Here is a 22,533-nt window from a genome sequence, read left to right on the forward strand (position 1 = left end):
TATACTCTACTCGGCGCGGGAAGAAACGCCTGAAAATACGCCGCCATGCGGTTCGGAAGCCCCCTCCGGATCGGGGTGAATCAGGATATCGGCGTTCGGGAAGACGCTCAAGATGCGTTGCTCCGCGCTTAGGATTATTTCATGCGCCCTGACAAGGCTCAGATCGGCGGGTAGCGCCATATGCATCTGGATAAGCCGGTGCGGCCCGGAAATACGTGTGCGCAACCGGTGGACGTTCAGCACGTCCGGCGCGGCGCAGGCGGCTTCGATGATACGTGCGATATCGTCGTCGTCCATGGCACGGTCCATCAGGTGATCGGCGGCGGAACGCAAAACCTGCACCGCGCCCCACAGGAGCCACAGCGCGATTAGTCCCCCGGCGATGGCGTCGATATGGACGATGCCCAGAGACGCCGCGCCGACCCCGATCAGGGCGATACCATTGCCGGCCAGATCGGCGGCGTAGTGGGCGCGGTCGGCGGCGACGGCAACCGAGCCCGACGCCCTGACCGCGAGAGCCTGTGCCCAGATCAACAGGCTGGTCAGTAGCAGAGACACGATCATCACCGCGACCGAAAGGACGCCGCCGCTGACCGGCTGCGGATCGCGCAGATGGGCCCAGCTATCGCTGAGGATCAGGGCCGCCGAGAAAAAGACCAGTCCAGCCTGTATCAAGGCGCTGAACGCCTCGGCCTTGCCATGGCCGAAAGGGTGTTCCTTGTCCGGTGGGGTCCGGGCGAAGCGCACGGCGAAGAAGGTGATGAGAGATGCAATCAGATCGAGCGCGGAATCGGTCAGCGACGCCAGGACGGCCACCGAGCCCGATGCCGAAAGCGCAAGGGTTTTCAAAGCGATCAGGATCACGGCCACGACCACCGACAGGGCCGATACGCGCAGTACCGCCTGTTCCGGCGTCAGGTTACGGAAGCTGAACGGATTAGCGTTTTTACGCGGTAAAGTCGTCATGCCAAGGGGATCACACGGTTGCGCGGGCGCGTCAACACACCACGCCCGCAGGGCGCGCTAAAATAACGAGGATGATTTTAATCGGCCATGGATTTTTAACATCGGCTATGGTTTATTTTGCGCAATAATCAATCTTGATTGCTCAAGGTGTTGACACCCCTCGCTCAGGATATCGTCATGTCACGTCAATGGATCAGCCGCGCCGAAGCGCTGGAACGCCTCGATGTCAAGCCGCAGACTCTCTATGCCTATGTGAGCCGCCAACGGATCGCCGCGCGTGCCGACCCGACGCATCCGCGCAAGAGCCTCTATGCGCTGGACGATATCGAACGCCTCTCGACCCGCGCGCCGGGACGTCAGACGGGTGTGCCGGCACCGAAGCCCGTCCTGACCGGCGGGCCGTCGGTACGCGGCGAGGCGGCCATCGATTCCGAAATCTTCGTCGCCATCGACGACCGGCCCTATTACCGCACGCACGACTCTCTGGCTTTGAGCGAGACCGAGAATTTCGAGGCGGTGGCGGCGCTCCTGTGGGCGGATGAGCCTAACCCTTTCGGCGCGCTCAAGCCGCGCCCCGATGTCAATTTCCCCGGTAGCCCGCGTGCCCGTGTACTCGGCATGTTGTCGCGTCGCCTCGAAGAAGAGGCGATGGCGGAACCGATTCCCGACCGCAACCTCAAGGGGGAGGCGGCGGGCGTGCTCAACGAGCTGATCGACGCCGTGACCAATGGCGGTCCGCGCCTGTTTTTCCATCAGCGGCTGGCCCGCGCGTGGAAGGTCAACGACCCCAAGGACGTCGATCTGATCCGCCGCGCGCTGGTCCTGTCGGCCGATAACGGCCTTGATCAGGCGACCCTGGCGGCGCGCGCGGCGGCGGCGGGGCAGGGACCTCTGGCCGCGCCGGTCATGGCCGGGTTCGCGACCCTGTCGGGTCCGGCGCTGGGGGGGCGCGTGTCGCGCGCCGAGAGCTTCGTCACGCAGGTCCGGCGTCAGGGCAATCCGCGCCTTGTTGCCGAAACCTTCCTGCGTCAGGGCATCGAGTTGCCGGGCTTCGAGACAGGCCAGTCGGCCTGCGACGCCCTGCGCGCCGAAAGCCTGATGAAGGCGGCCCCCCATATCGGCGAGGACCTGAAAACGATCCGTGCGGTGGGTGAAGACCTGACCGGCAAGCCGCTGGGCTTTACGCTGGCTCTGGCCCTGATCGGGCGGCATCTGGACTTGCCGAAGGAAGCGCCGTTCACCCTGTTCGGTGTCGGGCGCTCGGCCGGCTGGCTGGCCCATGCGATCGAGCAGACGGAGTCGAAGTCGCGCCCTAATATTCGCTTGCGTTATATTGGTGAAAATCCTGTCGTTAACGCCTGATAAAGCATAGGCTCGTAAGGCTGCGTGGAGGCAGCTTTAGGAGCGGGCATGGACTATCTGATTGCGGTATTTCTGGGCTTTGTCGAAGGCCTGACCGAATATATCCCCGTTTCGTCGACCGGCCATTTGCTGCTGCTGTCACATTTCCTGGGCTTCGACTCACAGGGCAAGGCGTTCGAAGTCCTTATCCAGCTGGGCGCGGTTCTGGCCCTGCTGAGCCTCTATTTCAACCGCCTGTGGAACGTGCTGATCACGCTGCCGTCGTCGCCGGAGTCGCGCGGTTTCGTCGTCTCGATCCTCATCGCGTTTTTCCCGGCGCTGGTGCTGGGCGTCGTCCTGCACGACTTCATCAAGACCGTGCTATTTGAGAGTCCGCAACTGATCTGCATCAGCCTGATCGTCGGCGGGATCATCCTGTGGGCCGTTGATAAATACGCGCCGACGCCGACGCACGGCGACGCCATGCGCCTGAGCTGGAAAACCTCGCTGGTCATCGGCCTGTTTCAATGTCTGGCCATGGTGCCGGGCATGTCCCGGTCGGGCTCGACCCTGATCGGAGCCATGCTGTGCAAGGTCGAAAAGAAGGCGGCGGCGGAGTTTTCGTTCTTTCTCGCCATGCCGACCATGGCGGGAGCCTTTGCCTATGATGTCTATAAGACGCACGACCAGATGAGCTTTAACGACGCGGGTCTGGTCGCTGTGGGCTTTATTACGGCCTTCGTGACGGCGCTGTTCGTCGTGCGGGGGGTACTGAACTTCGTGGCCAAGAACGGCTATGGCATCTTCGCCCTGTGGCGCATCGCGGTGGGCGGGATCGGCCTGATCCTGCTGTCGCTGGGGCACTAAACACGCAAAATCAAAAGGCCTCCGTTTCCGGAGGCCTTTTGATTTACCCGTTGACCACTTCGGCGAACTGACCGTTCTTGCGGAAGCGCCAGAGGTAGGACGGGACCACCGACTCGACCGCCGTCGGCGCGATAGCCAGATCCTTGAAACCGAGCGTCTTGCCCGTCACGATATTATCGCTTTGCAGCAGGGTGACCTGATCGTTGGTCAGCAGCGGCTTGATCAGGAACGACGAGACATCGCCGACCAATGCGATCAGACGCGCGGCGAAGACCGGCATCCATACCAGCGGGCGCGGCGACTGCACTTCCTGACCGACATAGGTCACCAGCTCGTTATAGGTGAACACTTCGGGGCCGCCCAGCTCGAAGGTCTGGCCGGCATAGGCGGCATTACCCAGCACTTCACCGACGGCGCGGGCGACGTCGCCCACATAGACCGGCTGGAACTTCGTCTTGCCGCCGCCGATCGACGGCATGAGCGGGAACAGCTTGACCTGCTGGGCCAGGCTGGTGAAGAAACCGTCCTGCGGGCCGAAAACGACCGACGGACGCACGATGATGGCCGACGCGATCGCCTTGTGTACCGCGGCCTCGGCCTGCCCCTTGGACGCGGCGTATTTCGAGCCGGATTTGGCGTCGGCACCGAGGGCCGAAATCTGCACGAAGTCACTGATGCCCCGTGCGGCGGCGGCCTCGGCAATGGCCTTGGACGCACTGCGGTGCAGTTCGTCGAAGCTTTGCGACGGCGTTTCATAAAGAATGCCGACCAGATTGACGACCGCCGAGGCGCCGTTGAGCGCGGCGGCGATATCGGCCTCCTTGCGCACATCGCAGCGGGTGACCTGAATTTGCCCGACGCCGCCCAGCGGTTTCAGATCATAGGCGTAGGTCGCCTTGCGCACGGCGACGCGGACGCGCCAGCCGCGCTGAGCGAGGGCGCGCACGACCTGCTTGCCGACGAAGCCGGAGCCGCCGAACACCGTAACCAGTTTCGTGTCGAACGGAGTAGCCATGGGAGAGGTCCTGAAAGCGCTGTGGGTAATAAGTAATGTCCTCAATTAGCGCATGGCCATAGGCGCCGCAATCCCCAAGCGGAGTACGGAACAGGTTTTTGGCCGCACGCATCTGTGGAAATGTCATAAAGCGCAAAAAATGTCATTGACCTGCCCGGTCATTATCGGTATCAGGCCCTCCTCCGGTCGCGAGATCGGGGAACTACCACCTAAGACGAGTGCCCAGGTGGCGGAATTGGTAGACGCGCTGGCTTCAGGTGCCAGTGATGTAACAGTCGTGAAGGTTCGAGTCCTTTCCTGGGCACCATCTTAAAAAACCCGCCGTTCGGCGGGTTTTTTAATGCCTTGAAATGCGTCTCAGGCCGTGGCCTAAAGCTATGCATACTTGCAGTTGCTGTGTGGACCGACCGGATGCCTATCCCCGATTATCAAGCTCTGATGTTGCCCGTGCTGCGTATGGCGGCAGTGAGAGAGACTCGTGTACCTGACGTAGCTGATCGTATCTCCGAACTGTTGGGACTCACTGAGATCGAAAGAGAGGCGTTGTTGCCTAGCGGTCGGCAAAGATTACTTCACAATCGCATCCATTGGGCCAAATTTTACATGTCCAAGGCCGGATTGATTGACAGCCCTTCGCGGGGACGTTTTGTCGCAAGTGAAGAAGGTCGTAATCTGCTTGCCAAGAATCCCAGTTTTATCGATGTGCAGACGCTTAAAAACTACCCGGCCTTTTTGGAGTTCTACTTCACTAACAATACCACTTCTGACAATTCGGAAATTCCGCTGGCTCCATCTTCCGTAGTTGAAGTCTCAAATGTAGCTACGCCGGAAGAACAAATCGACTCCGCTCAAACCGTATTGCATCAGGCTTTAAAAACAGACCTGCTTCAACGTATTTTGGCACAAAGTCCGGCTTTTTTCGAGCGCGCCATTGTCGATCTACTCGTGAGCATGGGTTACGGGGGCAGTCATGAAGACGCTGCGAGACGGCTTGGTAAAACAGGGGATGGTGGTGTTGACGGTGTGATCGATGAGGATCGCCTCGGCCTTGATCGTATTTATGTACAAGCCAAGCGTTATGCGCCGCATATCGGTGTTGGGCGCCCCGAGGTTCAGGCATTTGTTGGTAGCCTAGTTGGCTTTGGGGCGGCTAAAGGTGTTTTCGTCACAACATCCAGCTTCAGCATGCCAGCCACAGATTTCGTACGTCACTTGCCTCAACGCATTGTATTAATTGACGGAGATCGTCTCGCGGATTTGATGATTGAACACGGTGTTGGTGTACGTGTCGCGCGCACCATTGAGGTGAAGCGGTTGGATGAAGATTTTTTTATTGAAGATTAGTATCCAGTTGTACTCAAACGATCCGGGTTTGTAATTGGCCTAGATAGGCTTCGCTTAGACTAATAAAATCAAATTCACGCAATGCGTTGCAGGGGCCGGTCCTCGGCATCCATATGTACTGTGCCGGTCGTAGAGTTCGTCTCGATGCGGTCGATAGCGGTTTTCAGGGCCTCGAAACACACGGGGTCGATAGCGTTGCCGACGCTCTCGCCGATGATTTCCAAAGCCTTCCACACCGGCATGGCGGCGCGGTAGGGCCGGTCGGCCGTCAGGGCGTCGAAAAAGTCCGCCACAGAGATGATCCGCGTTTCGAAACTGATTTCGTCGGCCCCCAGACCGTGCGGATAGCCCTTGCCGTCCAGCCGTTCGTGGTGCGCGCCGGCGATTTTGGCCAGTTCCGAAAACGCCCCGATGCGCGACAATATGGTCTCGGTGTGCAGGGCATGGGCCTGCATCTGCGTCCACTCGTCGCCCTCCAGTTTGCCCGGCTTGTCGAGGATGGTATTCGAGACGCCCAGCTTGCCGACATCGTGCAGCAGGGCAGCGCGTTTCAACCAGCGCCTTTGATGCGCTTCAAGGCCCAGCACCTCGGCGATCATATCGGTATAGAGCGCGACGCGCGACGAATGGCCTGCCGTGTAGGGGCTCTTGGAATCGACCACCTGCCCGAAGGCGATGGCGATATCGTCGAGATAGTCCTCGTCCAGTTCGACCTCGGCGTGGGGTGGCTCCAGCGCCTGCACCCGCGCGGCGATGTCGGGCGAGCCGAGGCCGTCCCAGAAGCCGTCGCGGTCGCAGATTTCCAGAAACGCATCGACGGCCTCGGGCTCGAACCACGTCCCGGCCCGTTTCAGCACCTCGTCCTTGGCAGCGTCGCGGCCCCGGCTCATGAAAAAGACATCGACGCACTGACTGAGCAGCGCGATGCGGGCATAGGGCGAAATGGCATTGCGCGACAGCTTCATCGGCTGGCCGCGACCGTCCCAATGCTCGTCCAGATCGCGGATGCCGACGGCGATATGTTCGGAGAAACGCAATTGACGCGCGATATCGGCCCCGCGCTGGCAACGGGTTTCGATCAGTTCGCGGGCGATTTCGCCACCGTTCTTGAAGATATTGACCACGGCGCGGAAGCGTTCGGCCAGATCGGCCTTTAGTCCCGTGTGTGAAATGACGAAGCGCATCACATCCGACAGGCCGGTGTCGATCTCTTTGAAATCGCGTTTGAAATCGAGATCGTTGGTCAGATAGAGTTGGCAGATGCGCGCGGCGTTCGACGAACAGCCCAAATCCTTGAGCAGCAGGACATAGTACAGTTCCCACAGTTCCTGCGGCGACATGCCCAGTTCCTCGCCGACGTGCATCCCGATCCAGCAGCAGCGGACGCAGTGCCCTTCGGGCTGGCCTTCGGTGATATCGAGCGCATAGGAAAAGGCGCTCAGAAGCTCCGAGAGTCTGAGGTTTTTCGCCGTCACCAGCGGGAGTTTGGGGGCCTTTGTCATGTCCGCTCCGGAGGTCAGGCCGTGACCATAGACCGGACACGCTTAAGAAGCCGTTGCGTCGGTTCCGCGCCCGCTGATATAGGCCGCTTATGGACCGTCTGCACTTGATCAATCTCATCTGGTCGAAGACCAGCCTCGTTCTGGCGATCGTCTTCGGCATCTGGGCGCTATGGCGCGGCACCCGGACCGAGCGGATCGGCACGGGGCTGATCTGGTTCGGCTGGGTCGCCTCGCCGCTGGTTCAGACCCCGCGTCCGGGCATGGATGTGGGCATCGCCATCGTCGATACGATGGTGCTGATCGGCTTCGTCTGGCTGTCGTTCACTACGCGCAAGCTATGGACCGCCTGTGCGGCAGCGTTCATGCTGGTGGCGGTCGCCTGTCATTTCGCGCCGCTTCTGACGCCGCAGGTCAGCCTGTACGTCTATATCACGGCCAACAGTTTCTGGGGCGGTTATGCCTTGCTTGGGGCGCTCTTGGCGGGGATGCTTCGGGTCGAAAAGGATCGGCGTATCGCTCTGGCGTAAGCGCTGGCCGCTCGTCTACGACCCTATTTGATCATGATGCGATACCTCAGACTGAAGTTGGACCCGGCGCGGAAGGTGCCGCTGAGCGTGACGCGGATATTGGTTATGTTGGCGTCATAACCGTCTGCGTCGGCCGTCGGCGTATAGCCCCAGGTCGCGCCGTTATCGTTGGAAAAGGCTATCGAATCCGTCCCACTGCTCAGGCCGCCGTAGGTGTAGCTCAGATCGCTGCCCAGAAGGCCGAGGCCGAGGAGATTGTCGTCGTAGAAGGCGACCGGTCCTGTGGTGACCAGATTGACACTATTCAAGCTGAGCGAGCCCAGTGCACCGACATAGAATTTCGTGCGCGGCGGCAGGGCGTCGGTGATCGCCACCGGCGTCACCGTGGTGAAGATGCCGTTGGGATTGGTGATCTTCACCGTATAGTCGACGACGGCGCCGGGGATAGCCTTTGGGCTGGTGATGCCGTTGAGCGGGTCCGACATCAGCAGCGACGATTTGGCGATCGTCAAAGCTGCGGCGTTAGCGTTCAGGGGTAAGCACAGCAGGCCGAAAAGAAGCAGAAACAGGCGTTTCATCTTAGTGTTTCCCCAATCGTTGGGCGGCGTTGGCGAACGTCGTCTGGTCGAACTTGAAGCGGGCCGTGACATAGGCCCCCTGACGCGTATAGCGCGAGTCGTCGAAGTCACGGTCGTGGAAGCCCGCAATATTATAGCCTGCGGTCAGCCACACATTCTTGGCCGGCGAGAAGCCGAGCGACGGGCCGTAGGTGTAGTTCACGGCACCGGTGGTCCAGGCGTGCTGGACGGCGAGGTTGAACCCGACGTCGAAGCGTTGGCCCAGGTCGTGGCGGAATTCGACGCCGAGAAGGTCGACGAACCCGTCGTAGCTGTCGTCGGCGAAGCGGCCTTCGACATATTTCGCGCCGTAATAGGCGGACACTTCGTAACCGTTGGCGCGGTCGTCATTGTCGTCCATGCGGGCGAATTGGGTGAAGTTGATCGCCAGATTGTTGACGATGCGGGTGGTCTGCTGCGCGAAGCTGCCCGAATTCACAGCCAGCACGTTGTTACGGCTCACCCCGGCATCGGCATTTTCATGGCGCAGTTCCAGACGCTCCAGCACCGACCAGCGGCTGTCGAGCGGGCGGTAGGCGATGGCGACGTCGGCGGCGGCAAAGCGCGTCGTCTGGCCGTCATGGCGAACCACTTCGTAGGCGCGCAGGCCGGAGGCGACGGTCTTGCCTTCGCCGAGGCTGCGCAGGACGTTGGAGGTTACCCCCCAGCGATCGGAGGTATCCGAGGTACGGCGCTCCAGGCGGCCGGTCCACGACCAGTCGCTGGCGCGGTAGGTGGCGCCGACCGTGGCGGCCACGTAGTCGCCATTGCCGCTGTCGCCGTCGGTATTCGTCGTCACCGGACGGAAGGGATTGACGCCCGTCGGCGTCTGACCGGACATGGTTTGGCTGGCGTCGAAGGTCGCGTCGACGGTCCAGTTCTTGCTCAGCGGTACCGACTGGTTCAGGCCGAGGCTGGCGAAGGTGCGCGCGCCGTTTTCACCGATGGCCTGCTGGTTGACGGTGGTCGAGACCTTGGCCCCGGCCCACGGCGCGACCTCGAAGCCGAGCTGCGTATTGTGGGCCTTGAAGGCGTCGCCCTCGGCGATTTCGTGGCTGGCCAGCAGGCGGATACCGTCGCGGATCTTGTAGGCGGCGGAGATCTGATGGCGCATCGGGAAGTCGGACGAAGCCTTGTCTCCACCGAGCGCGAACTGAACCTGAGCCGACAGTTGCAGCGTATCCTTGAGGAAGGACTGGCTGCCGCCCAGGGTCAGCAGACGGCTGCGGTTGGTGGAGTCCGGCTGCGTCTCATCGAAACCGCGATCCGAGGTGGCTTCCAGCCCGGCGAATACGGTGCCGTTGGCGCGGCGGTATTCGAGGCGGGCATTGCCCGAGGTACGCGTTTGCGGGCTATCGATCTGGGTTTGCTGCCACAGGCCGCCGGTCAGGCGCCATGTGTCGTTCAGGCGGACTTGCCCATCGATGCCGTGCTTGAAGGTGCCGCTTTCGCCGAGGTTCTGCTGCCCCAGACCGAAGCCGTGGTCCTGACGGCGGGCATAGGCCAGAACGTCGGCGCGGGCGGAATGATGTTCGACCTCGACCAGATAGGCCCCGGCATCGCGGTTGGCGGCATCGCCACCCTTGGCGGCTTCGACGCGCAGTTCGGTGTTCTCGAAGATCTGCGCCTTCAGGTCGAGCCCGGCGACGCTGGCGTCATTGTCGGATTCGTCCTTCAGCAGGCTGGCCCCGACGACGACCTTATCGGTCAGTTGCGCGGTGGCGCGGGCCCCGGCGACGAGGCGCTGATCGCCATTGCCGTCGATTTCGTAGTCGGCGACGATGAAGATCGGGTTGCGGTCGGCGTCCCAGGCCATGACCGGCTCACGGAAAGTCAGGGTGCCCGACAGCGGGTCGATGTCGTAGTCGATGTGACGCGTCAGCAGGCGGCTGTCGATGATCTTTTCCGAGCGGTAGCGGTCGCGGGTTTCCAGCGTGATCTTGTCGGAATTGGCGATAATGTCCGAGGCGCTCAGGCGGTAGGGACCGCTCAGGCCGTTGCCGCGGATTTCGTCGCGGGCATAGCGCTGATCCGAGCGGGCAGCGAAGGCCTTCACGCTGATTTTTTCGCCGTGGTACTCGGTCTTGACGCCGTTCAGGGTGCGCGAGAAGCGGGCCAGTTGCGTGTCGATCATACCCGTCTCGAAATCGCCGAACAGGGCATAGTATTCGCGGCGCTCCAGACGCAGATACAGCTTGCGTTGGGTGGCGGCATCGTAGGCTTGCTGGGTGCCATCGCCATAGACGGTGTAGTACTTGTTCGGGTCGATGACCGACAGCAGGCCGGTGCGGGCGTCGAACTTGCGGTCGGAGTCATAGGCCATGGTCATCAGCCACTCACCCTTGACGCGGCCCTTGGCGTAGAAGGCCAGTTGCCCGTCGGTGATGGTGTCTTCTTCACCGGCCTTGAAGGCCTCAGCCTTGTCGGACAGGGTGTCGAAGCCGAGGGTGCCCGCGCCGAAGCCGACGACGACCCACTTCTGCTGACCGGCCTTCAGCCACGGGCGCAGTTCGGACTTTTGTTCGATGCCGTCCTGCGTGAAGCGGAAGACGAGGTGGACGGTTCCGGCCTGCATGGTGGGTTGCAGGGCGACGAAGGCGATACCGTCGTCACCGACGACACGGGCGGTCGGCAGGTTGCCGTCGAGGCCCGACAATTGACGGTTTTGTTCGGCGGCGGCGGTCTGCGCGGCGACATAGGGCTGATCGACCATGAAGGTGGCCATGGTTCCGGCGCGAACGGGCTTGCCGTCGCGGTCGGTCAGGCGCACCGCGATCATCGGCTTTTGCACACCGTCGGCGATCAGGCGGGAATGTTCCGGGGCCAGAGCGGCCTTCACCGGGGTGTTGGAATAATGGACCGTGCGGGTCAGGACCTTGGCCACCGAGGCGTCGGCATTCAGGACACGGGCTTCGAGGGCGTTGTCGCCTTCTTTCAGCGGCAGGCCGGTCCACACGCTGACGGCGATGTCACCGTCGCGGTCAGCGCCGTCGAAAGCGAGCGCGTCGGGGGTGACGCCATTGACGGTCAGGGCAACGCGTTGGGTGGGGGCGTGCTTGATGGCGACGCGCAGAGCCGGGGCACGGGGGTTGTGATCGATTTCCGGGAACAGCCAGTCGATGCCGGGGGCCTGACCGATGAACCAATTGGTGCGGCCACCCGAAGCAACGGCATCATCGGCGATTTTCAGCGAAACAGACGGGTCTGTCTCTACCGGATCGGCTCCATTTCGGCGAACCCGGAAGTCAACGCGGATAAGGGAGCCGCCTTGTCCTTCGATAAATCTGGAAATGTCAGACCCCGCCCAGCGCGTATCGTTAGCGCAGGCGCTGGGGATCAGGTTTTTGGCCAGGGCATTGGTGTCGATCTGCACGACGTGGCGACCTTTGCGGGCACCTTCGATGTGATACAGGCCGTCGCGATCGGTCACGACCGAGGTGCCGTCTTCGAGCAAAATGCGGACATTGGCCACGCCCTTGCGCTTTTCGGGTGGCAGGACGCAATCGCCTTCGGTGACGCGGCCGACAATGGTCAGGGCGTCGCTGTTGAGGAAGGGGCGGATGCGGACTGAGGCGCTGGCCTCAAGGCTTTTCACTGAATTGCCGTCCACCCAGGCCGTGGCACGGTTGACGGCTTCGCCGGTACGCGCATTGGGCAGGACATCGGTGACGTAGCGAATAGCGGTGGCGCTACCGGGGGCGATATCGCCGATATCAAAGATCAGGGTGCGTCCGTCGCCGGATACGGCGGGTTCCGCCGCGCCGCGCGTCGAACCCTTGCGATAGCGCTGGCCGGACGGCAGGCTGTCGGTGATCATCACCTTGCGCATGGTCCAGGTGTCGGGATTGCTGACGCTCAGTTGATAGGGGATGATGTCGCCCGCCGAGGCTTCGCGGACGGAGGTCGTCTTCTGCATTTGCAGGCTGCCGTGCGGCAGAGGATCGATCGGGATATCGACTTCGAGGGGCTCAGGCGCGCTGAGGACGAAGGATTTCCCATAAGATGCGTCAATAATGGTGTAGATATCGTGCTCGGTTGTCGGAATATCGGCGGGTGCGACCAGCGAGGGCGCCACATAGCCTTCCGGCGGCGTGACTTTCAGGCGATAGGTCCCGGCATGGGTCATCGGGAAGCGGTATTCGCCGTCACCGAAGGTGTATGTCAGGCCCCCGGAATCGGTCACCGGGCGGCCGCTGACGACGGTGGAGGGATAGGCGGTCACGCCGTCGTCGGCAAACACCTTCGCCGGTTGGCCGGTCGCCTCGTCGATCAGGGTGACCGTCGCGCCATTGATCAGGGCGCCGGTTTTGGAATCGAAGACCTGACCGAACGGATCGATCAGGATGGTGTCTGAGGTTGGCGTGGCTAAACCTTCGGCGTTAAAACGGATGGTGACGGTCAGGTTTTTCGGGAATGGCGGGATGCACACCTTGGCATTCGAGGTCGAAGCGGTTGTTGAGACGCCGCCAGCGAAAACGCCCGTATTGACATCGGTTTCAGTCAGGATGAATTTCGCGGTGCGCCCGTCCGACAGCGCGCTGTCGATGATCTGGGTTTCGCGGACATTGGGGTCTTTGTTGCCGTTCGGATAGTCCAGCACCATACCGGTGGTCTGGTCCGTATGGCTGTCGTCCTCCGGCATGGTCGCCAAAACGTCCGGAGAGATAGGCGCGGCGTGCACCAGACGGGACGCCATATCCACGCAGGTCAGTTCGCTGTAGTTGAAATTGCGCGGCATGCGATGGAAGCGCAGCCGGGCGTAATGCAGTTCGTCCTTGGTCGTCAGAACCGTGCTGTTGGACGAAACGGCGCGGGGACCGCCGCCTCTGGTGAAGGTCAGTTGAGCCGTATTTTCGATAGAATTCGCCTGCACAACCGCCGGGGCCGTTGTGGTTATGCTCGCCAAAGCAATGATCAGGGACGCAATTTTACGCGATAAGGCCATGACTGTCCGGCCCGCACGGAAAGAACCCGTGCGATGGCCGCCTTCACCAGAGAAAAGCGGGGGTAGTTTTTTTAGTTGATGACGACGCGGAAGCGCGCCGAAACCGTCGTCAGCGGCAGGATGACCGGCATGGTCGCCGTCACCTTGGTGCCATCGAAGTTACCGCCGTTGATGTCGGTTTCGTCGAGGCCCGTGGCATCGTCGTCTTCCGGCGTGCCGTCGATGACGCAGGTGCCCAGAAGCGTCGTGCCGCCGGACCAGATCGAGCCCGGCACATAGGTCGTGCCCGCGGGGATATTGTCGGTGATCGAGATGTCGGTCACCGAGCCCGGGCCGCCATTGGTGACCATAAGGCAGTATTCGACGACGGCGCCCGGTACGGCCTTGGGAGACAGAATGCCGTTGACCGGATCGGAGATGATGGTGGCCTTCTTGACGAAGTTGATGGCCGCCGTACCGACCGTATATTGGTCGTAGGCCGAGGACTTGCCGTCGCGCAGACCGTCGAGGATACCGGCGTCGTCGGCAAAGACGATGTCGACGCCCGCGTCGGTGCCCGCACCGCTGGTGCCGACCACGTCGATGCCCAGAGCGCCTGCACCGCCGCCATTGGCAGTGACGGCGGTCAGGCTGACACCGGCGATGGCACCGATAGGACCGGTGGCCGGGACGTCGGCGACGATGAAGACCGTCTTGGAGCCGTCGGCGGCCAGTTCGTCGATGAAGGTCGCCGTATCGGTACCGGCCTGATAGATGCCGTCGTCATTGGCATCGACATAGACATGCACATTGGTCATGTCCATGTTGTCGACACCGCCGAAGGCCGTCAGGGACAGGGTGCCCTGCTGACCGGCGACCAGACGGAAGTCCTGCGTCGCATTGGTCAGGTTGGTGACCTTGAAGGTCGTGACCTGAGCCGTGGCGCCGAAGAAGACGTTGGTGGCCGAGTTGCCGACTTCGGTAACGGTCAGATTGACCTTCTTGTCGACGACGAAGCTGGCGGTGTTGGAGGTCACTTCGGGCTGCGGCGTGCCGCCGACCGAATATTTCACCTTGGCGACGTTGGTGATCTCAGTACCGGCGACCGTGGCGGTCGCGGCCTGAGCGCCCCCGGCCACAATGGCCAGGCTGGCGGTGGTTCCCAGCAGGATTGCGGGGAGGGTACGCTTGATCATGTCTTGCCCTTTCTGTGCTGACGAGATCGGTTACAAATTCACCTGCTGGTGAATGGGGGTCATGACGGCGCTTAGTTAAGCACCGCCTTGAAGGAGACCTGGCCGGACGCGCCCGGGGCTACCGGGGTTTTGAGCGTCCAGCGCAGGTGTGTGACGTCGGCAGCCGTCGCCAAACGGCCGCCGATGTGCAGGGTTTCGAGACGTGCGAAGGTCTTGCCATCGACCGAGACGTCCGGAACGGAGGAACCGCCGACAGCCGCGCGATAGGCGACACCCTTCGGCAGGGGATAATCGAGCACCACATCGGCCACCGGCGTCTTGCCGGTGTTGCGGTAGCTGAGGGTATAGACCAGCGTATCGCCGGGAACGGCGGATTTGAGCGGCACGGTTTTGATCGTCGTCGTGCCATCCTTGGCAGCAATACGCTGTTCCTTGACCACGTTGAGGTTCAGCGTGACCGGATCGGCGGCAAAGGCCGGGAGTGCCGCGGCGATAAGGCCGAAAGTGCAGAGAAGACGGGGCAGTTTCATTCTGAGGCTCCTTTGGCTTTTGCCGTTTATTGAATGGTGACTTTGAAGGTGACCGTGCGGGTCGTCTCGCCGACAGGATCGCCGAGATTTATTTCCAGCGATTGACGGGTCGTATCGAACTGGCCGGCGTCGCTGTCGGCGGCATCGGTCAGGACCGTGCCGTCGAGCGTCAGGCTGGCGGGGACATAGGTCGTCCCGGCGGGAATGGCGTCGATGATCCGTGCACCACCGGCGCGGGCGCCCACGGGGAAACGAGCGATCAGGGTGTAGGTGATGACGTCGCCGCGTGTCGGCTGAGGGCCGGACTGGGTCGTGGTGGTCAGGGACTTGGTCAGGGTGACGCCGCCCGTGCCGCTGTCGTCATTGTCGGCCAGCAGTTGCACCGTCGCGGTGGCGGTACCGGTCGTTCGCCCGGTCATGGCGTCCATGCCGTCCGCGCCGGCACCGGGGAAAAGGGTGCCTGCCGGGCCGCTGCCCGTGCGCGAGGTTGCGGTGACGCTCAGGGTGGTGCGTTCGTCATCGGCCACATCGCCGATACGGCTGACGACCAGTACGGTGACCGTTTCCCCTGCACGCAGGGCAATCCCGGTCCCGGTGACGGGCGTATCGACGGCGGCATCGAAGACACCGTCGCCATTACGATCGATCCACAGGCCGCGTACGGTCGTCCTGGGGTTGTTCAACTCGGCCGTGAGCACGAACGTGTCGCCATGGGTGCCGCTGTTGGTCAGGAGGAAGGTCGCGCTAAAGTCGTCCTGCAAGGCCTGCACCGTCAGCGGGTCGGAAGCCGGGCCTTGCAACCGAACGTCAAGCAACTGGGTTAACGGCAGGGTCTGGGTGTTGGAGGCCAGACGTACCGGTGCGCCGCCGAGCGTGGTCTGAAGATAGGCGGTGTTGGTAATGGCATCGGCGGCCACGACATCGCCGGCCTGCAGGCCTGAAAGGCCTGTTGCACAAGCGAAAAAAACGCCGCGGCAACCCACCGTCAGGGGGCGTCCGGAGGAAGCGTTTCTACGCCTCATATGGATGTGGGAACAGGAAAAACGCACCTGCCGACCTCTTACGCAACATTACTATACCGCGTCAGGGTAGAGTCCAATGGTTAAAAGAGTCCCCTACAGGTTGCGATAATGGCGGCTTCGAGTCAGGGTTTTGGTGCGCAATGGTTGTGCCGTTACAAATATGCTCTATTTTAACGGTATGAACTTTAACGGGAAACGCGCCTGTTTCTTCCCCTAACGTCAGGTTGAAAAAAGAACGTAAAAAAGTCTTATTTCACGTGAAAGTGTCACCGTTTGATAGGTGCGGCGCGCCCGGCAATGTCGTTCCGGTGAAAAGCCCTGATCGTTTCAGGGTGCTTTCAGAGTGTTTTTCACGCCGGGGCCTTGCTCTTTTCGGCCCAGGTACTGACGCCGTTGCGCAGATCCGACGCCCTGAGGATGAACGGTGCCCAGGCCGCCTGTCCGCGGCTGTTGCGCAGCACAAAAGTCAGGCGTGGCTCCGGATCGAAATCGAAGCGAAGGCTGCCGAAATTGACGTCGGACACATAGGCCGGCCGGATGCGCTTCTCCGGTTTGCGCGACGCGTTGGCCAGTTCTGGGTCCTGCGCCAGCGGCGAGGAGACGAGGTCGTACAGGTCGTAGCCGCCCTTTTCCGACGCCGGGATGGCATTCAGTTCCCCGACATGGGTATCGCCGGACAACAGGACCACGCCTTCGATCTTTGCGTCTCGGATGAAATCGAACAGGGCGTCGCGCTCGTTGAGGAAAGCGGCCCAGGAATCGCCGCCGGGTCCCTTGGCGTTCGACCAGCCCGATCCGCAGGCGATGATCTTGAAGCTGGCGCGGCTTTTTTTCAGCCCGTCCTTCAGCCATTGCAACTGACGCGCCCCGAGAAGCGTTTTTTGCGGCGTATCGGGCGCCTCGTTCGGGTCGCGATGATAACGGCTGTCGAGCATGAAGAAATCGACATCGCCATAGCTGAAGGCGAAGAAGACCCCCGGGGCGTCGGGCAGGCCGTAGCTCGGATTGGCCCAGTATTTTTTGAAACTGGCCAGCGCGATATCCTTGACCGGATTGGTGCGGTCGTGGTCGTTCAGGCCGTAATCGTGATCGTCCCAGATGGCCAGTTGTGGCACGGTGCGCAGGATCGGTTCAAGATTGGGGACCGAACGCTGCCAGCGCCACATCTCGTCCATGATCTGCGGCTCCAGCGTGTCGTGATAGACGTTGTCGCCCAGCCACAGGAAGAGGTCCGGGTCCTGTGCGGCGATGGCGTCCCAGATCGGCTGGACCTCGGCGGCCTGAATACGGGCGCACGACCCGAAGGCGACGGTGAAGGGCTGACGCTGGCCGACGACAGGGGCCGTCGTGAAATGAAAGGGAGCGAGGCGTTTCTGATAACCGTCCGGCTGCCCGTCGATCAGTATGCGATAGGCATAACGTGTGGCGGGCGTCAGGCCGGTGAGCTCGATCAGGGCGATATAATCGGTGTCGGGGCCGGTCGCGACACCGGCGCTGACCTTCGATCCGCTGAAATCGGGATTGGTCGCATATTCCACGGTAAGCGTCGCGCACGCCGAACAGCGCATGTGGAGGCGCACACGGTCTGGCCCGACCGCCCCCAGCATCGGCCCCTGCATCAAACGGTAGATCCCCTTCTGGCTGACCGCCCCCAGGACCTTGCGCGGCAGGGCCGTGACGCCCGCCAGAACGGCGAGGGCGGAGGTCAGCAACTGACGGCGGAACAGGGTCATGCGTGTCTTCCCGGATAAAAATCGGCGGTCCGGAGACGGGCGGACCGCACATTCAGGGCTGGCTATAGGTAGCATAGACGTCACTTTTGTGAACCCTGAGCGGTTTGTGAGCCTGTTCCCGCAAACGGTTGCGCCCGGACGGTTGCGAACAGGCGCCGGTACGGTTAGGCTCCGGTCTGTCGAAGCAACCGGTAACGGGTGAGGCCATGACGGATACCGTGGAGGTCGCGATTATTTCGCCTTTGCCGTTTGCTTATGGGGACAGCGCCGCCCGGCATATACCGCTTATCCGGCGGGCGGCATGGTCGTCACACACCGTTTGCAGGGCCGTCCCATGACCTATGCCGTCGATCAGCTTGTGCTCGTGCCCGACGATATCGACCTGTCGCGTTCGCCGCTGGCCGGGCATCTGGGGGTCGAAACCTATTGTCTGGGCGCGTTCAACCCCGGTCTGCTGCGGCTGGACAACGGCAATCTGCTAATGATCGTCCGCGTTGCCGAGGCCCTGCGGACGCCGATATTCGACGGCGCCATCCACGCTATTCGCTGGGAGGCGGAAGCCGGTGGCCGTTACGTCCTCGACGGCTGGCCGGTAGAGCTGGCCGATATCGCCGACCCGCGCAAATTCACCCTCTATGGCGGGCCGTGGAAGATCATGGCCCTGACCTCGCTGTCGTGGCTGCTGCCGGTGGAACTGACCCCCGACGGGCGCAAGGTGGTGGCGCATCATTACGACAAGGCGATCGCGCCCCACGCCAGCTTTCAGTGCTACGGCGTCGAGGACGCCCGCGTCAGCCGCGTCGGTGGCCGCTGGCTGATGACGGTGTGCGCCGTCAGCCCCGAACGTCATTCCACGTGCCTGTACAGCTCCGTCAACGGCCTCGACTGGGTGTGCGAGGGGATCGTCCTCGATCACCAGAACAAGGACATGGTCATTTTCGAGGGACTGATCGACGGACACTACTGGGCGCAAACCCGGCCTCTGGGGTCGCTCTACTTCGCCTATCCGCCGGGCAGCCGCTGGCGCTCGGGGCCTTCGATCAATCTGGCGCATTCCAGGGATGCCCTGTTCTGGCGGCCTTATGAAAAGCCCGGCATCCGGCCGACACTCGATGGCGTCATCATGGAGCGGCTGGGCGGAGGGACGCCCCCGGTCCTGACCGAAGACGGATGGCTGACCCTGTGGCACGGCGTCGAACCGCACGAAATCGTCGGCATCTACCGCACCTACTGGTCATTGCTCGACAGGGACGATCCGGGCATCGTCCTGAAGACGGGGGCGACGGCGCTGCTCGCCGCCCGTCCGGACCTGACGCGTCCGATCGAGCATCAGATGTATCTGCGCGACGTGGTGTTTTCCACCGGGATCGCCGATGCGGGTGACCACTATATCGTCGCGTCCGGCGAGGCCGATCTGGCCTGCCGGATCACCCACGTGCCGAAATCGGCGTTTCGCTGATCAGGGGGCTCTGGCCCATGGACAGATCGAGGCGCGCATAGGCGAAGGCGTCGCCGACGCCGATCAGCACGGGGCCTTCCCAGCCATTGTCGCCGACCATGGCCGCCAGATGCTGAAGGCTGGCGCTTTGGGCGCGGGCCTGGGCGCGTCCGGCGTTTTCGACCACGATCACCGGCGTCGAAGGCTGGCGGCCGGCGGCCAGAAGCTGGGCCTGAATATCGGCGGCATTGTGCGACGCCATGTAGAAGACCAGCGAAGCGCCGGGATCGGCCACGGTGGCGGCCTTGAGGTCGATGCTGCCGCTCAGGGTCCGGCCGGTCAGGAAGGTCACGGTGCGGGCTTCGCCGCGATGGGTGAGCGGGAAGGCGAACTGTGCCGCCGCCGCCGAGGCCGCCGTGACGCCGGGCAAGGTCTTGTGCGCGATACCGTGCTGATCGAGATAAAGCCGCTCTTCCTCGACGCGCCCGAATACCGACGGATCGCCGCCCTTGAGCCGCACCACGTGCAGCTCCTTATTCGCCAGTCGCACCATCAAGGCGTTGGTCTTGTCCTGCGGCACCGATAACCGGTCACCGCGTTTGCCGACACAGATTTTTACACAGCGATCCGGCGCGAGGGCCAGTATATCCTCGCTGACCAGGGCGTCGTAAAGCAGGGCCTGCGCCGATTGCAGCGCCTTGAGCGCGCCCAGGGTCAGGTGATCGGCATCGCCCGGACCCGCACCGACAAGAGAGACAAAACCGTTAGGCATTGACGGTCTCCTTTTTCATGGCCTGTTTCAGCAGGCATTGCTTCAGTTCGCCCTTGCACGAGCCGCACGAGGTCCCGGCAGTGGTGATCTCGCCGATGTCTTCGACCGTTTTGGCCCCGTCGGCGATGGCGGCGTTGATGGCGATTTCCCCAACCGAGCGGCAGGCGCAGATAATCCGGCCCTTGTCCTGCATCCCGGGCAGACGCCCGATGATCAGGGCGGCGCGGTGGGCGTCGGTCAGTTCGGCGTCGCCGAAGCGCTCCAGCAGCCAGTCGCGCGGCGGCAGCTTCTTGTGGATCGGGGTGACGAAGATCGCCCGCGTCAGGCGCTCGTTTTCCACCCGTACCCGGCGGGTGATGCCGGTCGTGGCGTCGTCCAGAGTCAGGCTGGCTTCTATGGCAGATACATCCAGTGGCGCGATCCCGGCGATCTCGAAACAGTCGGCATGGGCGTGCGTCGTCCGCCGCCAGATCGTATCTTCGCCCCACTGCGGCAACTCGCCGTCGAAATCGCGCGGCGTCATGACGAAGCCGTGCCACGCCTCATTATAGGCCTTTACAGTGGCCGGGGTGTGCTTGAATTCCGGCTGCCCCGACATCGGATCGACCGCGGGATTGATCAGCTGGTTCGACCGCCCGAACGGCGCGAACTGCCTCGTCCAGTGCATCGGTACGCTGAGATTGCCTTCGCGCACGTCGTCGGTGACGCGGGCCTTGAGGATCGCCTCGCCATAGGCGGTGGTCACGACCGCCAGCCGCCCGTCCTTGATATGCAGGCGGCGCGCATCCCTGGGATGGATATCGAGCAGCGGTTCGGTCAGGTGGCGGTTCAGCTCCGGCGCCAGCGCCGTGCGTGTCATGGTGTGCCAGTGATCGCGTACGCGGGCCGAGTTGAGATGGAACGGGAACTCCGGCGAGGTCTGGTTGGCTGGGCCGCGCACGATCGGCGGCACCAGCCGCGCCCGCCCGTTCGGGGTATTGAACTTGCCGTCGGAGAACAGCCGCGTCGACGGCAAACCGTCGGCCTTGAACGGCCAGCGCACGGGTTGAAGCGCGTCGTATTCGGCCTTCGTCATGCCGCTCAGACCACCAAGGTCGAGGAAGCGCCTGCCATTGTTCTCGAACGCCGTCAGGCCTGCGTGTTCGGCAAAGACTTCGTCAGGACCGGCCCAGTTGAAGGCCGTTTCCCACGCGGTGTTCATCCGCCGTCCGACCTCGGCGATGATCGCCCAGTCGGGGCGGACCTGACCGGGCAGATCGGTCAGGTTGCGCTGACGCGAAATGACGCGCTCGCTATTGGTGACCGTGCCGTCCTTTTCGCCCCAGGCGGCAGCGGGGAGCTGGATATGGGCCATGTTCATCGTGTCGGTGCGCGCGATGACGTCCGACACCACGACCATTTCGCAGTTGGACAGGGCCTCGTGGATCTTGTTGGTGTCGGGCATGGAGACCATCGGATTGGTCGCCATGATCCAGATGGCCTTGATCTTGCCGCTGCGCACGGCCTCGAACATGTCGACGGCCTTCAGGCCCGCTTTCGGCGCGATGGTCGGCGAATCCCAGAAGCGCTGAACTAGCGATTTGGAGACCTCGTCGAAATCCATATGCGCCGCCAGCATGTTGGCCAGACCGCCGACCTCGCGCCCGCCCATGGCGTTGGGCTGACCGGTGATCGAGAACGGTGCCGCGCCCGGCTTGCCGATCTTGCCCGACAGCAGGTGGGCGTTGATCAGGGCCAGCCCCTTGTGGACGCCTTGGCTCGACTGGTTCGAGCCCATGGAGAACAGGCTGACGACCTTGGGCGTATGCAGGAAGGCGTCGTAGAATTTTTTCAGATCGACCGGCGAGATGCCGCAGTCCTCGGCGACGGCCTCGATGCTCTGATCGTCGGCGCTTAAGCTTGCCATCAGACGCGAAAAGCCCTGCGTATGAGCATCGATGAAGTCGTGATCGATGGCGTCGCGGGCGATCAAATGCGCGCACAGGCCGTTCCACAGGCGGATATCGGTCTGAGGTCGGATCATCAGGTGCAGGTCGGCGGCCTTGGCGGTGTCGGTGCGCTTGGGGTCGATGCAGACGCGGAACTGGTTCTGACGGGTTTCGATGCGGCGATAAAGGACCGGGTGCGTCCAGGCGGCGTTGTGACCGCTGAAGACCAGCATGTCGGCCTCGGTCAGGTCGTCATAGGTGCCGGGGACGAGGTCGGCCCCGAAGGCCTGCTTGTGCGCGGCGACAGCGGACGACATGCACAGGCGCGAATTGGTATCGACATTGGCCGTGCCGATATAGCCCTTGGCCAGCTTGTTGACGGCGTAATAGTCTTCGGTCAGCAACTGACCCGACACGTAAAAGGCCACGGCATCCGGGCCGTGCTCGGCGACGACCTGCGCGAACTTGGCGGCGACCTGCGACAGGGCTTCGTCCCACGTGGCGTGTTCAAGCTGACCGTTGCGGCGGATGCGCGGTTCCAGCAAACGCCCTTCGAGGCCAAACGTATTGCCCAACGCCGTGCCTTTCGAACACAGCCGGCCCTGATTGGCCGGGTGCGTGTCGTCGCCCTTGACGGTCATGGTGCGGCCGTCGAGCGATGCCTTGACCCCGCAGCCGACGCCGCAATAGGGGCAGGTGGTTTGGTGAGGGGTAGGAGCAGTCATCCGTGTTTCCGAAGCGTCCGGTGATTCCCTTCTCCCCGCAGGCGGGGAGAAGGTGGCCCAAAGGGCCGGATGAGGGGCAAATCGCG

16 protein-coding genes and 1 tRNA gene are annotated in these 22,533 nt (G+C 62.5%); 6 read left to right on the top strand and 11 right to left on the bottom strand.

Annotated elements, in window-relative coordinates; all coding sequences use genetic code 11:
• Positions 1–6: 6 nt before the first annotated feature.
• On the bottom strand, positions 7–966 hold the full coding sequence (locus PQU92_RS05750; RefSeq protein WP_272747253.1) for a cation diffusion facilitator family transporter: 960 nt from the start codon (positions 964–966) through the stop codon (positions 7–9).
• 177 nt (positions 967–1,143) lie between these two features.
• Between PQU92_RS05750 and PQU92_RS05755 the strand changes: the two genes are divergently transcribed.
• On the top strand, positions 1,144–2,328 hold the full coding sequence (locus PQU92_RS05755) for a citrate/2-methylcitrate synthase (protein WP_272747254.1): 1,185 nt from the start codon (positions 1,144–1,146) through the stop codon (positions 2,326–2,328).
• A gap of 48 nt (positions 2,329–2,376) precedes the next feature.
• Positions 2,377–3,174, top strand: coding sequence for an undecaprenyl-diphosphate phosphatase (locus PQU92_RS05760; protein ID WP_272747255.1), 798 nt, complete (start codon positions 2,377–2,379; stop codon positions 3,172–3,174).
• A 43-nt stretch (positions 3,175–3,217) separates the two neighbouring features.
• Here PQU92_RS05760 and PQU92_RS05765 read toward each other — a convergent pair whose 3' ends face one another.
• Positions 3,218–4,189 (bottom strand): complex I NDUFA9 subunit family protein, encoded by a 972-nt coding sequence (locus PQU92_RS05765; protein WP_272747256.1) that lies wholly within the window; start codon positions 4,187–4,189, stop codon positions 3,218–3,220.
• A gap of 220 nt (positions 4,190–4,409) precedes the next feature.
• On the opposite strand from PQU92_RS05765, the gene PQU92_RS05770 reads away from it, so the two are divergent.
• Together PQU92_RS05770 and PQU92_RS05775 are read left to right on the top strand one after the other, a co-directional pair.
• Positions 4,410–4,496, top strand: a tRNA-Leu gene (locus tag PQU92_RS05770).
• Positions 4,497–4,600: 104 nt separating this feature from the next.
• Entirely contained in the window at positions 4,601–5,533 is a 933-nt protein-coding gene (locus PQU92_RS05775) for a restriction endonuclease (protein ID WP_272747257.1), read from the top strand.
• Positions 5,534–5,607: 74 nt separating this feature from the next.
• Here the strand turns inward: PQU92_RS05775 and PQU92_RS05780 are convergent, their stop codons facing one another.
• The gene (locus tag PQU92_RS05780) at positions 5,608–7,035 is read right to left on the bottom strand and encodes an HD-GYP domain-containing protein (RefSeq protein WP_272747258.1); all 1,428 of its coding nucleotides are present in this window, start codon (positions 7,033–7,035) and stop codon (positions 5,608–5,610) included.
• Positions 7,036–7,124: 89 nt separating this feature from the next.
• Between PQU92_RS05780 and PQU92_RS05785 the strand changes: the two genes are divergently transcribed.
• On the top strand, positions 7,125–7,562 hold the full coding sequence (locus PQU92_RS05785) for a hypothetical protein (protein ID WP_272747259.1): 438 nt from the start codon (positions 7,125–7,127) through the stop codon (positions 7,560–7,562).
• A gap of 23 nt (positions 7,563–7,585) precedes the next feature.
• Here PQU92_RS05785 and PQU92_RS05790 read toward each other — a convergent pair whose 3' ends face one another.
• The 6 genes from PQU92_RS05790 to PQU92_RS05815 all read right to left on the bottom strand — a co-directional run bounded on the left by PQU92_RS05790 (position 7,586) and on the right by PQU92_RS05815 (position 17,584).
• Positions 7,586–8,140, bottom strand: coding sequence for a hypothetical protein (locus tag PQU92_RS05790; RefSeq protein WP_272747260.1), 555 nt, complete (start codon positions 8,138–8,140; stop codon positions 7,586–7,588).
• A 1-nt stretch (position 8,141) separates the two neighbouring features.
• The gene (locus tag PQU92_RS05795; RefSeq protein ID WP_272747261.1) at positions 8,142–13,052 is read right to left on the bottom strand and encodes a hypothetical protein; all 4,911 of its coding nucleotides are present in this window, start codon (positions 13,050–13,052) and stop codon (positions 8,142–8,144) included.
• Between the two features lie 143 nt (positions 13,053–13,195).
• Positions 13,196–14,299, bottom strand: a complete 1,104-nt coding sequence (locus PQU92_RS05800) for a hypothetical protein (protein ID WP_272747262.1) — start codon at positions 14,297–14,299, stop codon at positions 13,196–13,198.
• A 71-nt stretch (positions 14,300–14,370) separates the two neighbouring features.
• Entirely contained in the window at positions 14,371–14,829 is a 459-nt protein-coding gene (locus tag PQU92_RS05805; RefSeq protein WP_272747263.1) for a hypothetical protein, read from the bottom strand.
• 26 nt (positions 14,830–14,855) lie between these two features.
• Positions 14,856–15,746, bottom strand: coding sequence for a hypothetical protein (locus PQU92_RS18845; protein WP_272747264.1), 891 nt, complete (start codon positions 15,744–15,746; stop codon positions 14,856–14,858).
• Between the two features lie 455 nt (positions 15,747–16,201).
• Positions 16,202–17,584 carry an alkaline phosphatase D family protein gene (locus PQU92_RS05815; protein ID WP_272747265.1) on the bottom strand — a complete coding sequence of 461 codons (1,383 nt, stop codon included), beginning with the start codon at positions 17,582–17,584 and terminating at the stop codon, positions 16,202–16,204.
• Positions 17,585–17,885: 301 nt separating this feature from the next.
• On the opposite strand from PQU92_RS05815, the gene PQU92_RS05820 reads away from it, so the two are divergent.
• Positions 17,886–19,043: a glycoside hydrolase family 130 protein gene (locus tag PQU92_RS05820; RefSeq protein ID WP_272747266.1), complete on the top strand. Its 1,158-nt coding sequence runs from the start codon at positions 17,886–17,888 to the stop codon at positions 19,041–19,043.
• Here PQU92_RS05820 and cobA read toward each other — a convergent pair.
• Both cobA and PQU92_RS05830 read right to left on the bottom strand, forming a co-directional pair.
• On the bottom strand, positions 19,012–19,794 hold the full coding sequence (cobA, locus tag PQU92_RS05825) for a uroporphyrinogen-III C-methyltransferase (RefSeq protein WP_272747267.1): 783 nt from the start codon (positions 19,792–19,794) through the stop codon (positions 19,012–19,014). The two genes, PQU92_RS05820 and cobA, sit on opposite strands and share 32 nt — an antisense overlap.
• Positions 19,787–22,447, bottom strand: a complete 2,661-nt coding sequence (locus PQU92_RS05830; protein ID WP_272747268.1) for a nitrate reductase — start codon at positions 22,445–22,447, stop codon at positions 19,787–19,789. Before PQU92_RS05830 ends, cobA begins: the two co-directional genes overlap by 8 nt.
• Positions 22,448–22,533 lie beyond the last annotated feature (86 nt).

Origin of the sequence: Asticcacaulis aquaticus (assembly GCF_028550415.1) — a bacterium.
Classification (GTDB): domain Bacteria; phylum Pseudomonadota; class Alphaproteobacteria; order Caulobacterales; family Caulobacteraceae; genus Asticcacaulis; species Asticcacaulis aquaticus.

What these genes read in the sequence shown, in the direction of transcription:
- PQU92_RS05750 (WP_272747253.1), bottom strand. Translation starts at nt 966, where the DNA reads ATGACGACTTTACCGCGTAAAAACGCTAATCCGTTCAGCTTCCGTAAC.
- PQU92_RS05820 (WP_272747266.1), top strand. Translation starts at nt 17,886, where the DNA reads ATGGTCGTCACACACCGTTTGCAGGGCCGTCCCATGACCTATGCCGTC.
- PQU92_RS05800 (WP_272747262.1), bottom strand. Translation starts at nt 14,299, where the DNA reads ATGATCAAGCGTACCCTCCCCGCAATCCTGCTGGGAACCACCGCCAGC.
- PQU92_RS05765 (WP_272747256.1), bottom strand. Translation starts at nt 4,189, where the DNA reads ATGGCTACTCCGTTCGACACGAAACTGGTTACGGTGTTCGGCGGCTCC.
- cobA (WP_272747267.1), bottom strand. Translation starts at nt 19,794, where the DNA reads ATGCCTAACGGTTTTGTCTCTCTTGTCGGTGCGGGTCCGGGCGATGCC.
- PQU92_RS05805 (WP_272747263.1), bottom strand. Translation starts at nt 14,829, where the DNA reads ATGAAACTGCCCCGTCTTCTCTGCACTTTCGGCCTTATCGCCGCGGCA.
- PQU92_RS05790 (WP_272747260.1), bottom strand. Translation starts at nt 8,140, where the DNA reads ATGAAACGCCTGTTTCTGCTTCTTTTCGGCCTGCTGTGCTTACCCCTG.
- PQU92_RS05830 (WP_272747268.1), bottom strand. Translation starts at nt 22,447, where the DNA reads ATGACTGCTCCTACCCCTCACCAAACCACCTGCCCCTATTGCGGCGTC.
- PQU92_RS05755 (WP_272747254.1), top strand. Translation starts at nt 1,144, where the DNA reads ATGTCACGTCAATGGATCAGCCGCGCCGAAGCGCTGGAACGCCTCGAT.
- PQU92_RS05775 (WP_272747257.1), top strand. Translation starts at nt 4,601, where the DNA reads ATGCCTATCCCCGATTATCAAGCTCTGATGTTGCCCGTGCTGCGTATG.
- PQU92_RS05760 (WP_272747255.1), top strand. Translation starts at nt 2,377, where the DNA reads ATGGACTATCTGATTGCGGTATTTCTGGGCTTTGTCGAAGGCCTGACC.
- PQU92_RS05815 (WP_272747265.1), bottom strand. Translation starts at nt 17,584, where the DNA reads ATGACCCTGTTCCGCCGTCAGTTGCTGACCTCCGCCCTCGCCGTTCTG.
- PQU92_RS05780 (WP_272747258.1), bottom strand. Translation starts at nt 7,035, where the DNA reads ATGACAAAGGCCCCCAAACTCCCGCTGGTGACGGCGAAAAACCTCAGA.
- PQU92_RS05785 (WP_272747259.1), top strand. Translation starts at nt 7,125, where the DNA reads ATGGACCGTCTGCACTTGATCAATCTCATCTGGTCGAAGACCAGCCTC.